General features: G+C 59.7%; 17 protein-coding genes and 1 pseudogene. 4 read left to right on the forward strand and 14 right to left on the reverse strand.

All coding sequences use genetic code 11. The features are described from left to right. The 10 genes from GYN08_RS14975 to GYN08_RS15020 form a co-directional block, all read right to left on the reverse strand. Positions 1-588, reverse strand: a 588-nt coding sequence (locus GYN08_RS14975) for a response regulator (protein WP_166275662.1), incomplete at its 3' end; no start/stop codon positions are given. 168 nt (positions 589-756) lie between these two features. Continuing rightward, positions 757-1497, reverse strand: coding sequence for a hypothetical protein (locus GYN08_RS14980; RefSeq protein WP_166275664.1), 741 nt, complete (start codon positions 1495-1497; stop codon positions 757-759). Between the two features lie 87 nt (positions 1498-1584). Next, entirely contained in the window at positions 1585-2238 is a 654-nt protein-coding gene (locus tag GYN08_RS14985; RefSeq protein WP_166275666.1) for a hypothetical protein, read from the reverse strand. Next, the gene (locus tag GYN08_RS14990; RefSeq protein WP_166275668.1) at positions 2225-2887 is read right to left on the reverse strand and encodes a class I SAM-dependent methyltransferase; all 663 of its coding nucleotides are present in this window, start codon (positions 2885-2887) and stop codon (positions 2225-2227) included. Before GYN08_RS14990 ends, GYN08_RS14985 begins: the two co-directional genes overlap by 14 nt. Next, complete coding sequence (locus tag GYN08_RS14995; RefSeq protein WP_166275670.1) at positions 2884-3135, reverse strand: class I SAM-dependent methyltransferase; 252 nt, start codon at positions 3133-3135, stop codon at positions 2884-2886. Before GYN08_RS14995 ends, GYN08_RS14990 begins: the two co-directional genes overlap by 4 nt. Before the next feature lie 23 nt (positions 3136-3158). Beyond that, positions 3159-3563, reverse strand: coding sequence for a hypothetical protein (locus GYN08_RS15000; protein WP_166275672.1), 405 nt, complete (start codon positions 3561-3563; stop codon positions 3159-3161). Positions 3564-3624: 61 nt separating this feature from the next. Next, positions 3625-4038: a hypothetical protein gene (locus GYN08_RS15005; protein WP_166275674.1), complete on the reverse strand. Its 414-nt coding sequence runs from the start codon at positions 4036-4038 to the stop codon at positions 3625-3627. Positions 4039-4056: 18 nt separating this feature from the next. After that, positions 4057-4611: an AAA family ATPase gene (locus tag GYN08_RS15010; protein ID WP_166275676.1), complete on the reverse strand. Its 555-nt coding sequence runs from the start codon at positions 4609-4611 to the stop codon at positions 4057-4059. Continuing rightward, positions 4611-4748 carry a hypothetical protein gene (locus tag GYN08_RS15015; RefSeq protein ID WP_166275678.1) on the reverse strand — a complete coding sequence of 46 codons (138 nt, stop codon included), beginning with the start codon at positions 4746-4748 and terminating at the stop codon, positions 4611-4613. Before GYN08_RS15015 ends, GYN08_RS15010 begins: the two co-directional genes overlap by 1 nt. 2 nt (positions 4749-4750) lie before the next feature. Then, the gene (locus GYN08_RS15020) at positions 4751-5329 is read right to left on the reverse strand and encodes a hypothetical protein (protein ID WP_166275680.1); all 579 of its coding nucleotides are present in this window, start codon (positions 5327-5329) and stop codon (positions 4751-4753) included. Between the two features lie 69 nt (positions 5330-5398). Here GYN08_RS15020 and GYN08_RS15025 point away from each other — a divergent pair, with 69 nt between their 5' ends. Further along, a complete protein-coding gene (locus tag GYN08_RS15025; RefSeq protein WP_166275682.1) occupies positions 5399-6217 on the forward strand; it encodes a class I SAM-dependent methyltransferase in 819 nt (272 codons plus the stop codon). 71 nt (positions 6218-6288) lie between these two features. Here the strand turns inward: GYN08_RS15025 and GYN08_RS15030 are convergent, their stop codons facing one another. From GYN08_RS15030 to GYN08_RS15045, 4 genes are all read right to left on the reverse strand, one after another. After that, entirely contained in the window at positions 6289-6891 is a 603-nt protein-coding gene (locus GYN08_RS15030) for a hypothetical protein (protein WP_166275684.1), read from the reverse strand. Between the two features lie 192 nt (positions 6892-7083). After that, positions 7084-8859 carry an oleate hydratase gene (locus tag GYN08_RS15035; protein WP_166275686.1) on the reverse strand — a complete coding sequence of 592 codons (1776 nt, stop codon included), beginning with the start codon at positions 8857-8859 and terminating at the stop codon, positions 7084-7086. A 127-nt stretch (positions 8860-8986) separates the two neighbouring features. After that, positions 8987-9565 (reverse strand): TetR/AcrR family transcriptional regulator, encoded by a 579-nt coding sequence (locus GYN08_RS15040; protein ID WP_166275688.1) that lies wholly within the window; start codon positions 9563-9565, stop codon positions 8987-8989. Positions 9566-9578: 13 nt separating this feature from the next. Then, complete coding sequence (locus tag GYN08_RS15045; protein ID WP_235946305.1) at positions 9579-10349, reverse strand: sulfite exporter TauE/SafE family protein; 771 nt, start codon at positions 10347-10349, stop codon at positions 9579-9581. A 145-nt stretch (positions 10350-10494) separates the two neighbouring features. Here GYN08_RS15045 and GYN08_RS15050 point away from each other — a divergent pair, with 145 nt between their 5' ends. The 3 genes and pseudogenes from GYN08_RS15050 to GYN08_RS15060 all read left to right on the forward strand — a co-directional run bounded on the left by GYN08_RS15050 (position 10495) and on the right by GYN08_RS15060 (position 13488). Then, positions 10495-11505, forward strand: coding sequence for an AraC family transcriptional regulator (locus tag GYN08_RS15050; protein ID WP_166275690.1), 1011 nt, complete (start codon positions 10495-10497; stop codon positions 11503-11505). A 41-nt stretch (positions 11506-11546) separates the two neighbouring features. Then, a pseudogene (locus tag GYN08_RS15055) lies at positions 11547-12337 on the forward strand (SDR family NAD(P)-dependent oxidoreductase). Between the two features lie 212 nt (positions 12338-12549). Then, positions 12550-13488, forward strand: coding sequence for a helix-turn-helix domain-containing protein (locus GYN08_RS15060; RefSeq protein WP_166275692.1), 939 nt, complete (start codon positions 12550-12552; stop codon positions 13486-13488). Positions 13489-13502 lie beyond the last annotated feature (14 nt).

Genomic DNA, 13502 nt, shown 5'->3' on the forward strand with positions numbered 1-13502 from the left:
TTCGCCGGCGCGCTGCGAGCCGCCGGCGGCCGTCGGGCCGGCCGGATTCAGCCGGCCGACCAGCACGAACTCGTCGTGCGGGAACAGCTCCGCCAGCAGGGCGGGCGGAGCGGCTTCGCCGGCGTCGTAGCCGGACGCCAGCTTTTCCAGCACGGCTTCGGCGTCGGGGCCCGCGCCGACGCCTTCTCCCGTGTAGCGGATGCCCGGAATCCGCTTGGCGGTGTTCTGCAGGACGCGCAGCAGTTCCTGCGTCTCGAGCTTCGGCTTCAGGATATAGTCGGCGACGCCGTTTTGGAACGTCGAGCGGACGTAGTCGAATTCGCCGTAGCTGCTGAGCACGATCACTTCGATCTCGGGATGATTCTTTTTGATCAAACGGGTGAACTCTTCCCCTTCCATGATCGGCATGACGATATCGGTCAGCACGATATGGGGCCGCAGCCGCTCGATCGCTTCCAGTCCTTCCCTGCCGTTCGAAGCTTCCCCCACGATCCGAAAGCCGTATTTTTCCCAGTCCAAATAATGCTTGATCCCCTGTCTGACCAGCACTTCATCGTCCACGATCAGAATTCTGCATGCTTGTTCCATTCATGAACCCCCTTTTGTCTGCCTGGTAACGTTTACAACATCGTATCATACCTTTTCGATTAATCTCCAGATAAACCAAACAAGCCGCCTCGGGGGAAGGACTCCCCGCCAGGCGGCCTGCGTGTCACGATGGATCACGGCTCGCTTGCGCAAATCGCGTACGTCCTTTTACCAGCCGTCCGGGCTCTTCGCCATCCCCATACGCTGCGTGATTTTCATCTGGATATAAGGCTTGACGAAGGTGGAAGCCAGCACGATGTAAGACAGCGACAGAAGCAGCGCGTACAGCCAGAACGTACCGCTGCCGCTGCCGTACAGCGCCTTCCACCGATCGGACGGATTGCTGTACACCGGGCGTCCCGCCGCTTCGTTGTACGAAAACCAGTAATCGTAGTAAATGCTGACCAGCGCCTGCGCATACAGAACGACAAAGCCCGCCACAAAATTAATCAGCGGAATGAAGGAAAGGAAGGTGCTGGCAAAGCCGAGAATGAGGCTGATCAGAATCATGACGAACAGCGTCGGGAAGAAGTAGCGCAGGCCCGTTTTCAAGACCGTTCCCAGATTCAGCCTGCCGCTGCGAGCCAGCGTCGGCAGGAAAAAGAGCCCCGCGGACAGCACCCGAATGCCGATGCCCGCGATCGCCCCGTACGCGATCAGCTGGAACGACCCCGCCAGCGCCGCGCCCCATTCTCCCGGCGTAATCTCGCCCGCTCCTCCGGCCATCGACTGAAAGCCGTAAACCATAAGCGTTACCAAATAAACGAATTGTCCATGCAGCAGCAGATAGGCAATGACGGAAGGCAGCGCGAACAGCAGCAGGTGATATTTCAGAAAATCCCAGTATCCCGGTACCCGGCCGTAAGCCTGCCTGTCCATGTCGTAAGCGTATGCCGATCGATCGTCCATGTTTTTCTTCCCTTCCGGTTGTTTTTTATGATAAGGAGTTTCCGTCGTGCCTTGCCGTATTTTTTACCCGTTCCTTCGACCCTGCTCCTACATTCCGTATAAAAAGCCTATCCCGCGGTGCAGTTCCGTATCCGGATCTTCCTGAACCCGCTGCCGCATGACGCTTTCCCATCGTCCCAAGAACTCGTCCAGACGGTACGGCTGCCGATTATGATCCTGCGACAACCCCGCCAGCTGCGCCAGATCAAGCTTCATGGCGCGCAGCTCCTTCAGCGTCTCTTCGCGCGAAGCGTCCAGCGCGGCGTCGCCTTCCTGCCAGCTGCCCGCGAGCTCGTTGCCCAGATAAGCATCGAACGCCCGAAGCGTCGCGGGCATCATGTCCGCGGCGGTGAGCTTGTCCGCCTGTCGGGAGATATCTTCGCGCAGGCTCAGCATCAGCCCCGACGCCTGCGATAAACGGACGCGAACTTCGCCGACCGCGTACAAACTCTGCGAAGCGTCCGCGCCTCCCTCGATTTTGCGAATAGCGTCGTTCAGCTGCGAATCCGCGCTTTGGATCAAGGTCATGGCTTGTCCGAGCACTTGATTATTGTCGAAGACGCCTTCCCTTTCTTTCGTAAACAAACTGAAATTGAAGCCTAGGCTGACCGCCAGCAGCCCGGCCATCACCACCCCGAACATCGCCCAACCGCCGCCTTTTTTCCTGCCCGTTTCCGGTTGCGCATCCCTATCCGTTTTCATGCCTCTCTCCTTTTTCCCGCGAAATCTTTCTCAAACCCGTCTCCCATAATGTCTTCGTCTTCCCGTATCGGCCCGATTCGTACTCCCGGCGTTCCAGCGTCTCCCAATCCGCGTCGGGGAAAAACTTCGCGATCTCTCCTTCGTCGAAAAAGCGCCGCAAAATCCCCTCGCTCGCAAAAAGGTACGGATCGTCCGAAACGGCGCGGTCGCGCCCGCCGTCCATCTCCGAGATCGCGTTCAACCGGCACAGCAGCAGACCGTCCGGCGCCAGAGCGCGGCGAATATCGCCGACGATCCGGCGCGTGACGTTTCCCGGGAAATAATGCAGGCTGAGATCGGCCACGACCGCCTGCAGGCTTCCGTCCGCGAAAGGCAGTCCTTCCGCCATGTCCAGCCGCAGCGTGCCGATCCCCGGCTCTTCCCGGCGAAGCCGCGCCAGCGCTTTTTCCGACAGGTCGCACGCCAGCACGTCGAATCCTTTTGCGGCCAGCGCCCTGGCGTTATGTCCCAGCCCGCAGCCCAGATCGACGACGGTCCCCTTCGACGGATGCAGCAGAGGCAGATAACGTTCCAACCAGCCGTCGTGATCCGCGGAGAACGAAGGGTCCGAGTAAGCGGCGTTCCAATAGCGCTGATCCGACCTGCTCATGATGGAATCCCGCCTTTGTCGATGCCGGTATAGCTGCTTCCCGCGGGCAGGGCCGACAGCAGCAGCGCGCCCATGAAGCCGAGTCCGCAGCCGAAATCGACGATGCGCGCCGGCCTGTCGATTTTCCATACCCGCTGCACCAGAAACTCCAGATAATCGTCGTTCCAGATCGATCCCCGCGATGCTTTCAAGTATTCGATCCGGCTGTTCCAAGCATAATGTTCGTCCGTTTTGTTCGTCTCGCCCATTTGCGGTTCCGCCTTCTTTCTTCTTAATCGGCCAGCGTTTCCGCGTTTTCCGCCAGCCCGCATATCTCGATCGCTTCCATCTCTCCGACCCTTCTCGACCCTTCCATAAAAAAGCCTTTGATGCCGACCGCGATTCGCTTAGCATGTACTTCGCGCCGCATGGCCGGGAACAAAATCCACATCCGGGCTGTCCCTTCCCGCGATACGGGTCCTTCGTCGTCTCTCCATACTTCGCCGTCCGCGTCCTCGAACTCCGGATGAATGGCGTAAATGCCGGTCTGCGAAATATCGTCGCCGTCATAAGCGAAATCCGACCGGTAGCCCTGATAAGGCAGACTTCGGCGTCCGCCTTCCTCTTCGGTATAGAACCGGTAGCGGACGCGGAAATCGTGCGGATGACCCCGGCGCGCTTCATACGGCGTCCACATGGTTCGTGCCTCCTTGCGCTGCTTTTTCATTCGTTTCCTGTTCCTTCGCACACCGCTTCTTTTACGAATCTGTTCCGTAATAGTTCCGGTAAAAAGCAAGCAGCTCTCCCCGGGGCGTCAGCAGCGCTTCCTGCAGCCCTTCCAAATGCCGAAGCAGCGCGGCGGCCGGCGCGCCTTCCGTCAGATCTTCGCCCTCCAGCAGATACAGCATCGTGTCGTCCAGCCCCGCCCCGATCAGCAGTTCCGATTCGACGGCGATCCCGGCGTCGAAGCCGGAACTTTTGGCCGCCCAGATCGTCAGCGCGTCTTCCGGCCGCCCGAAGCTGTACAGCAGCACGCAGAGCAGTTTCATCGCTTCATTGTCTTTCCGGTTCGCATCGCCGATCTCCCGCCGCAGCCGCTCCCCGATCTCTTCCCGATCTTTTTCCGCCGGTTCAAGACCGTACCGTTCCAGCAAAATTTCCTCTTCTTCCACTTTGCCGCCCTCCGTTTGCTACCGCCGTTCCCGCAGCGCTTCGAGTACCCGTTCTACCCGCTCTTCCGTACTGCCGGTGCCCTCGATCCGCAGAACGGGGCAGTCCAGATCCGCCATCCAGCGCTCGTGCTGCTGCAGACTGCGCACGTCCTCGCCCGCATGATCGTACAGCGCCGCCCATTCCAGAAAAGCCTGCGACTGCGCGTGCAGCCGGCCTCCCGGCAGCGCTTCTTCGCCGTACCGCCGCAGCTCGCGCGCCCGCAGGCGAGCCAATCTCTCTTCGGGAGGCACATGCAGGAAAACGACAAAATCGAAGTCCGGCTTAAAGCCGTCTCCCCAGCCGCAGACGGCGCCGGTCAGCATCCAGCGCTCGTGCCGCCGCATGTCTTCCGCGAGCAGGCGCGCCCGCTCCACCGGCGGACGGGCTTCGTCGAATTTGCGGCTCCAGAAATAGTCGTCGCCGTCCAGAACGACATGCGGCAGACTCTTGCCCAGCGCGCGGCCCAGCGTCGTCGCGCCGGAGCCCGACGCGCCGAAGAGATGCAGCCGCCGATAAAAGATCTCCTCAGGCATCATATCCGCTCCTTCATCCCGTTATCCCCGCGTACCGCGGCTTCCCCGTCCGGCTCCGCTTTCTTTCCGAATTCCCGATTGAACTTCGCGACCGTCAGCGGCAGACCGAATACCTTCATCCTCCGAAAACACTTCAATGCTAGTTCTCCTCTCGCTGCGCCGCGCCGGCCGAAGCCGGAAAGACGAGCAGCAGAATAACGGCCGCGATCGCCGCCCAGCCGACGAACATCAGATACGTATTCAGATGCAAGAAGTGACCGTTCATATGCGGGGTGCCCGGTCCCGACATGACCGATTCCGCAAAACTCCGGGCATCCCGCATCCCGTCCGCCGAAGCCGCTTCGACAGTCCGCTGAAACAGCCCGCGATAGCGGATACGCTGCAGTTCGAAGCCCGCCGCTTGATGCGCGAACAGGCCGAGCAGCAGCGAGGTCAGAGCGGTTCTTCGGAAACGGCGCGGACGTCCCCAGGCGTAAATCTGGCCGATCAGCACGATTCCCAGCACGCTCAGCGGCACAGCCAGGATCAGCGTCGGATTGCCGTTGCCCGAATGCGCGCCGGGCGGGGCGGCAGAAGCGTTGCCCAGCCAGAAGATCGCCCCGATCAACAGCAGGTTGGCGACCAGGGCAGCCGGATGCTTCATCCGGCTGCCGAGCGCCGCGGCCACGACGCCGCAGACGAACAGCGCCATGACGACGAGCAGAATGATAATGAGCATAAATTCTCCTCTCCGCGCAGCATTATGCAATAATTAAATCAACACGAACACCCAAGGAGTGAAACAAACATGCTGGAGCATATCCGTAAAAACAACGTCGAGCGCTTCACCGGATTCAGTGAACGATATGATCGCAGCCGTCCGGCCGCGCCCGAAGAAGTCGTTCGCATTTTGGACGCGTATCTGGAAGGAACGCCGCGGCGCGTGGCCGACGTCGGCTGCGGCACGGGACTGTCCACTTTTCTGTGGCTGGACCGCGCCGAACGGATCGTCGGCATCGAACCGAGTTCCGACATGCGGAGAATCGCCGAAGCGAAGCGGGAAGCGGCGGGAAATCCCGAGAAGCTGGAATTCCGAGAAGGCTATTCCGACTCGCTCGATCTCGAAGACGGCTGGGCGGATCTCATTACCTGCTCGCAGTCGTTTCACTGGATGAACCCCCAGCCGTCGCTGGCCGAATTCGCCCGCGTGCTGCGGCCGGGCGGCGTATTTGCCGCTTACGACTGCGACTGGCCGCCGGTGCTGAACGCGGATGTCGAGGCGGCGTACGGAGCGTTATCCGACCTGGCCGACCTCCGCTCGGCGGAACTGACTCCGGAAGAAGAACGGGCGCACAAGTGGCCGAAAGAAGAACATCTGCGGCAGATCCGGGAATCCGGCCTGTTCCGCTACGCTCGCGAAGTCGTATTCCATAACCGGGAAATCTGCGATGCGGAGCGCTACGCGAATCTCGCGCTCAGCCAGGGCGGGATGCAGAGCGCGATCAAGCGCGGCGCCGAAGACGTGAAGGCCGCGGCCGGAGATTTCGCACGGCGCGTCGAAGCCTTTTTTGCCGGCCGCGAGCTGGAGGTGCTGCTGAGCTACCGGATGCGGCTGGGCGTGAAGTAGCCCCATAACCATTTTCGTTCGTTTCTGTTCATAGCTGCGCGCCTCTCGCTGGTTGCGCCGTGATAAGCCTTTTACTGTTCGTACCGTTCATTCAAATAGCGATGGGCACGGGGACCGGGATGTTCCTGCACCCGCCGCTTCAGCGTTTCTTCCCAATTCGATCCCAGCGTCTTCATGTCGAAGCGCTTCCGGTTATCCGGCTTGGCCTGCCGCAGCAGCTCGTCCAGATCGGCGTGGAGCGCATCCATGTCGGCGACCGCACGCTCCCGCGCCTCGCCTTCCAGCAAGTCCGGATTTTTCCGCCACTTGGAAGTCAGCTCGTTGTGCAGATAATAATCGAAGTCGATCGCCGTCGCCAACAAAGAGTGTAAGTCGTGCTTCGGAGCCAGCGTCCACAGCATGCCCTGGGCTTCGTTTAAGCGTGTCCGGACATTGTCTACTGCGTAAATGCTGTCGGCCAATCCCGCACCGCTTTCGACGATCCGCGCCGTGTCGTACAGCTGGGATCCTGCGTTTTCCAGGATGGCCAACAGTTGGTTCGTCTGCTGATCGACCGTGATTTGCGAGTCTCTGTCTTCCATGATCTGAAAAAAAACAAGGACGGCACTGAACGTGATCAGCATGCTGATGATGATCGACCCCATTTTTAACGGCCGTTTCGGTTTAAGCTGCACGCGTTTTCCTCCCTCAAGTTTTCCTTACGTTTCTTCAATAGTAAACGTCAGGAAACCCGAAAAAGTTGGACGCAAAAAAAGCACGGCCGAATTTTTCGAAAAAACGCCTTCCGGCGCTTCTTCTCCATTCGGCCGTGCCTTTCGTTCATTTCCCTGCCGAGCGCCCGGTCATCCGCCGAGCCGCCTCTTTGCTCACACGATTCCGTACTTCTTCAGCAGGTCGCCGATCACCGTGCCCGACGCTTTTTTCAGCGCGCCCTGCTCCAGCAGCTTCAGCAGCACCGGCTGCTTCAGATCGGTCAGCTTTTTGCCGTCCATCATCTTGGAGGTCGAGTCCAGCAGCACGCGGATATCGAACTCGGACGCGAACACTTCCGGTACGCCCCGGTCCACGTTCAGCAGCGTGTAGACGGATTCCATCGCGGTGCGCACCGAATATTCGGTCGTGAATACGGTGTCGCGTTCCGTGTCGGCGAACTGCCCGATGAAGGCGAAGTTCACGCAGCCGTCCGGTACCACTTTCGGCCGGTCGCCCGCCGTGCGCGGCATAAAGAAAGCGGTGATATACGGCATCATGCACGGAATGCAGTTGGCGGAACGGGCGGCCATTTCCGGGATATCGGCTTCCGGCACGCCCATATGGTACAGCCATTCCGCCGTGATTTCTTCGCCGGTGCAGTCCTGCATCGGCTTTTTGATATAATCGCCCGGCACGTCGGTGAACAGCGCATAGAACCAGACGACGAGCTGGTCTTTGGGCTGCTTCTTGAAATGCGGCTGGCGGTTGAGCGTCCAGCTCAGCATCCAGCTCGAATCTTTGACGCTGACGATGCCGCCGGTGACCACCTTGCCGCTGAACGGATCGCGTTTGCAGATCTTCTCGATGTAAGGCGGAATCCGGTCGTCCAGCGTCGTGATCGTCGCCGATTCCCATTTGCTTGCTTCGATGTTCATGCAGAATTTGTCCGGACGGCCGAACGATTCGTCCTGCGCGGCGATATTGCGCCACAGTTCCCAGCATCCGCCTCCGCCGGGCTGCGTATTCAGCACCGGCGCGTGATGATGATCGCCGAGCGACGAATTTTCCGTGCAGCTGCCGTTCGTCACGAATACGAGGTCGTCTTCCGTCAGATCGATACTCTCCGGCTGCCCGGCCCGCAGACACTGTATTTTTGCCGCTATTTTGCGCGTGCCATGGTGCTCGAACACCACGTTCGTCACTTGAGTCTTGTACTGAAAATCGACGCCGTGCGCTTCGAGATACTTCAGCATCGGCTGCACGAGCGACTCGAACTGATTGTACTTGGTGAATTTGAGCGCGGAGAAGTCCGGCAGCCCGCCGATATGGTGAATGAACCGCTGGATGTACAGCTTCATTTCGAGCGCGCTGTGCCAATCTTCGAACGCGAACATGGTCCGCCAATACAGCCAGAAGTTCGACGCGAAAAAGTCTTCCGTGAACACGTCCGTGATCTTCAGATCGTACAGATCTTCGTCCCGGGTCAGGAACAGCTTGACGATCTCCATCGACGCTTTTTCGCTGAGCGTGAATTTGCCGTCCGTATGCGCGTCTTCGCCTCGGTTCATCGTGGCCCGCATCAGCGAGTAGTTGGGGTCTTTTTTGTTCAGCCAGTAAAATTCGTCCAACACCGACGCGCCTTCCGCCTCGAGCGACGGGATGGAATGGAACAGGTCCCACAGACATTCGAAATGGTCTTCCATCTCGCGGCCGCCGCGGATCACGAAGCCTTTATGTTCTTCTTCCCCGCCGTCGAGCGCCCCGCCCGCGATATCCAGTTCCTCGAGAATGTGAATTCGCGAGCCTTTCATCTGTCCGTCGCGGATCAGGAAGCACGCCGCCGCCAGCGACGCCAGCCCCGCCCCGACGAGATACGCCGACTTGCCGTCCACGCCTTCCGGTTTCATCGGTCTTGCGAACGCTTCGTAGTTCCCGCTGCTGTAATACATGAGCATTCCCTCCATAAGTTCGATTGATGACCTTCAGGATCTGCTCCCAGCATAGGATTTTTTATAAAAAGGCGACATAGACAATCCCGGCGGCGTGCCGAAAATTTGGACAGAAGGCGGGAATTGTCTAGATTTTCCGGCTTCCGTGCACGTCTGCATGGAAACGTTCCAAAGCTCCCGCAAAATCGCCCTGAATCAGCACGCTGAGCCGGTTCACGATTGCCTGCGGGTCTTCCCGCATGCCGCCTTTGATCCAATCGAGCACGAGGCCGACGAACGCGAATTTGTAAAAGTGGGCGATAAAGTCTTTGTCGTCTTCGCGCACGCTCAGGTCTCCCGCTTTTTCCTCGATCACGCCCATCAGCAGCCGGTACGCTTCCTCGTGCAAATAGCGTTCCAAATGCTCGCGGTTGACGGAATGGTAGGTGTTCACCACGAAGCTGCGGTTATCCAGCACGTATTCGAAAATATGTAAAAAGCCCTGCTGCCACGTTTCGTACGTCTTTTTGCCGTCGAGCGCTTTGGCCGCCTCGTGCGTGTAGATCCAGTCGATCAGGTCGTAAATGTCTTTGAAATGATAATAAAAAGTCTGCCGGTTCACTTCGCAGTCCTCGGCAATATCGATCACGGTGATCTTGTCGAGCGTTTTCTGCGACAGCAGCTTTTTGAGCGACGCGGCCAGCGCGCGCTTCGTGATCTGCGTCACGGGTTTCCCTCCTTTATACCCGGCCGAATCCGCTCAGCGCGGTCCAAATGCCGGAGACGAGAATCAGCCAGAGCGAGACGCCCTTGAACAGGCGTTCGTCGAAGCGGTTCACCGCTTTGACCCCCAGCCAGGCGCCGAGCAGCATCGCCGGGAACGTCCAACCCAGAAATCCGCCCGTTTCCCTGTTCAGCAGCCCGGCCGCCGCGAAAGAAATCACGCTGACCGTATTGAGGATGACGCCGTTCAATGCCAGATTCGCGCGAACCGCCTGCTTGCTCATCCCTTGATTGGACAAGATGAGGGCCAGCGGCGGGCCGCTGACCGAGATGCTGCCGTTCAGCAGTCCGCTGAGCAGCCCGGCCGTGACGAAAGCGGTCCGCTCGCTGCGAATCGGAAACGTCCGGCCGAGCAGCATCAGGGCGGCGAACAGCGTGATCAATACGCCCGTAGCGGCTTTCAACACTTCTCCCCGCACGACAAGCAGCAGATACGTTCCGAAAGGGGCCGCGATCACGCCCGCCAGAATCAGCAGCCAGATCTGCCGGAGACGGATATCGCGGCGGTTCGAAATCGCCACGCCCAAGCAGACGAACAGGCTGAAGATCACGATGACCGGGACCGCCTGGTGCAGCGGCAGGAACAGGCTGAGCAGCGGCAGCGCGATCAGCGCGAAGCCGAAGCTGGTGAGACTTTGGACAAAGCTCGCGGCCAGAATGATGGCCATGCCGGCCGCCAGCAAAGCGAATTCGTTCATGCGCTCCACCCCTTTTCCTGTTTCCATCATAGCCTATTCCTTCGGCCGCGACCAAGGAGGAGGCTTGGCGATTCGGCGTCATTCGCCAATCGATTGTCGCGCGGTGCCAGTTACAAACGGGCTCCGGGCATGTACGATAAACAGGTCACCCATTCCGACGAAAAGGAGACCGACCATGCCTTCCTCTGGATCCGATCGAATCAAAATGCCTCCCGGCTTCTGGACGGGACTGCAAAAAACCGGCATTCGGCCGTCCGACCTTACGCGCGCGGCAGGACTGCCCTTGACCGCGATCGCGGATTCCGCTCTTCCGCTCGGGCAGTATTTCGCGATCTGGCGAACTTATGCCGAGCTGACCGGCGATGCTGCCGAAGCCGTCGTCCGCATGGTCGGCGCCTTCGATACGGCTCAATATCCTCCCATGGCGCTGGCGGCTTACCATGCCCGCGATTATCGGGATGCGCTGCAGCGAATGGCCCGCTATAAACGAATGTGTCCGCCTGAGCTTCTCGCAATCGAAGAAAAAGGGGCTTTCTGCACGATCGAACTGAATTGGGCCGCTCCCGAAGAGGCAGGACCGCCTGTGCTGACCGGCACGACGCTCGCCTTCCTGTTGGAACTCGGACGTCGCGGGACCGGAAAGGACATAACGGCTCAGCTCGTCGAATTCGTCCTGAAGCCCGGGGACCGAGCCGTTCTGGAGCGGTATTTCGGCTGCGCCGTCCAAGGAGGAGCTTCGTCCGATCGTCTTACGCTGCGGCGCGAACATCTCGATCTTCCGTTCGTTTCCTACAATGAGGAACTTTTGGCCCTGCTTACGCCCGTCCTGGACCGCTCGCTGAACGAAGCGCCGATATCCGCTCCCTCGTCGACGGCCGACAAGACCAAGTGGATCATCAAGCGCTCCTTTACCGCCGGCAGACCGGATATGCGCCATGCGGCCCGGGAACTGGGAATGAGCGAGCGGACGCTTCAGCGCCGCCTGTCGGCGGAATCGACCGGCTTCAATCAACTTCTGAACGAGGCCAGACGCGAACAGGCGCTGGAATATCTTGCCGATCCGGCGCTCGATATTCGGGATATCGCTTTTCTGGTCGGCTATGAAGACGAGACTTCGTTTTACCGCGCTTTCCGTTCATGGGAAGGCGACACGCCCGCCAATTGGCGGGCCGGGCGGCAGGGTTGAACCCGCGCCGCCGATTATCGATACCGGGAGGCTGTTTAAGGATGGAACTGAATTTAACCGGCAAGACCGCTCTGATTACCGGCTCGACCCGGGGGATCGGCAAAGCGATCGCCCGGGAACTGGCCCGCGAAGGGGTCGACGTCATCGTCAACGGGCGGGACGCCGGCGAGACCGCAAAGACCGCGGAAGAAATTCGCGAAGCTTTTCCGTCGACTTCCCCCGGCGCCGCCGCGGCCGATCTGACCGATCCGAAGCAGCGCGAAGCGCTGTTTGAACAGGTGCCCGCCGTCGATCTGCTGATCAACAATATGGGCATCTACGAAATTATGGCTTACGAGGATGCCGGGACGACGTCTGGGAACATTATTTCCGCACGAACGTGTTCGCCGCCAATGCGCTGTGCCGTTTTTATCTGCCGGGCATTCTGCGAAGCGGCGGACGCATTCTTTTTATTGCCAGCGAGGAAGCCCTCATGCCGTCGGGACAGATGCCGCATTACGCGGCGGCAAAGTCGGCGCTGCTGTCTCTCTCACGCAGCCTGTCGAAGCTGACGGCGGGAACGGAAGCGACGGTCAATGCCGTGCTTCCCGGCCCGACGCTGTCGGAAAACGTGCAGCGGATCGTCGAAGGATCGGATACCCGCGCGGAACTCGACTTTTCCGCGAAGGAGCGGAACTTTATGGAGAACGCGCTGCCCGGCTCCGAGCTTCGCCGCTTTATCCGTCCCGCCGAGATCGGCAGGCTCGCCGCTTTCGTCTGCAGTCCGCACGCGCAGGCTTTCCGCGGATCGCCGATCCGGATGGACGGCGGCATGGTGCCGACGGTGTATTGATTCCCGACCTTCCGAAGAAGCCCCGCCTTTCCCTTCCGGGAACGCGCCGGGCTTCTTTTTTGTTCGTTTACGGCCTTTTCCCCACTCGCACAACCAAAAGTAGCGGAAAAACAACCGACGGTAGCGCCCTTTTTCTTCCATCTCCCGTCGGGTCCGGTTAAGCTAATGGCGTCGACAAATCCATACGAACGAAACCGAAAGAAGGGATCCACATGTTAACGCCGATCGAGATCGGAACCAAAATCGCGGAAGCCCGCAAAGCCAAAAACTTGTCACAAGCCCTGCTCGCGCAGAAGCTGTCCCTCAGTCCGCAGGCGGTCGGAAAATGGGAGCGCGGCGAATCGATGCCGGACATCCTGACGCTGAACCGGCTCGCAAAGACGCTGAACGTCGATCTGAATTATTTTTCGGAAGACTTCCCGCCGGCTTCCGCACCCGCGGCCCAGGCCTCAGGCCCGCTGACGGCCCCGGCCGTCCCGCATGCCGATCCGCCGCTCGTCCCGTCCCCGGACATGATCCGCCCCGACTCGGCCCGGAAGAAGCCGGGCTGGAATATGTCGGAAGGCAGTTGGGTCGGCGCGGACTTCTCCGGACTGAAAGATCTGCACGACAAATTCGGCGCTTCCTTTATCCGGGACTGCCTGTTCGTCGGGTCCCAACTGTCGGGCCTTCTGCTGGACAGCAATCACGCGGAGCGGTGCGACTTCACGGACGCCGATCTCGGCGGCAGCCGGATCCGCAATTCGCACCTCGCGGGAGATCTGTTCCTGCGCAGCTCCCTGCGGGAGGCGAGCATCACGGGAAGCCACGTCAAAGACTGCGACTTCTCCGGCGCGGACTTCACGGATGCGACGATCGAATCGAGCCAACTGCAAAACTGCGCGCTGGGCGGAGTCGTATGGGACCGCACCCGTTTCAGCCGCTCCCAACTGACCGGGCTCGTGCTGGAAGGCGCGTTCGGCGGCTGTTCGTTCGAGAACTGCTCCTTTAAGGATGTCGTGTTTCAGAACGCGACGTTCACCGAAACTTTTTTCAAAAACAAAAGCCTCAAAAAAATCCGTTTTATCGACTGCAAAGCGGACCGTCTCACCTATTCTTTTTTGAAAAACGGCAAAGCGGATATGAGTCAAATCGCGTTATTCACCCCTTAAGAGGAGGAACGAGC

It is taken from the genome of Saccharibacillus alkalitolerans (genome assembly GCF_011090185.1).
GTDB lineage: Bacteria > Bacillota > Bacilli > Paenibacillales > Paenibacillaceae > Saccharibacillus > Saccharibacillus alkalitolerans.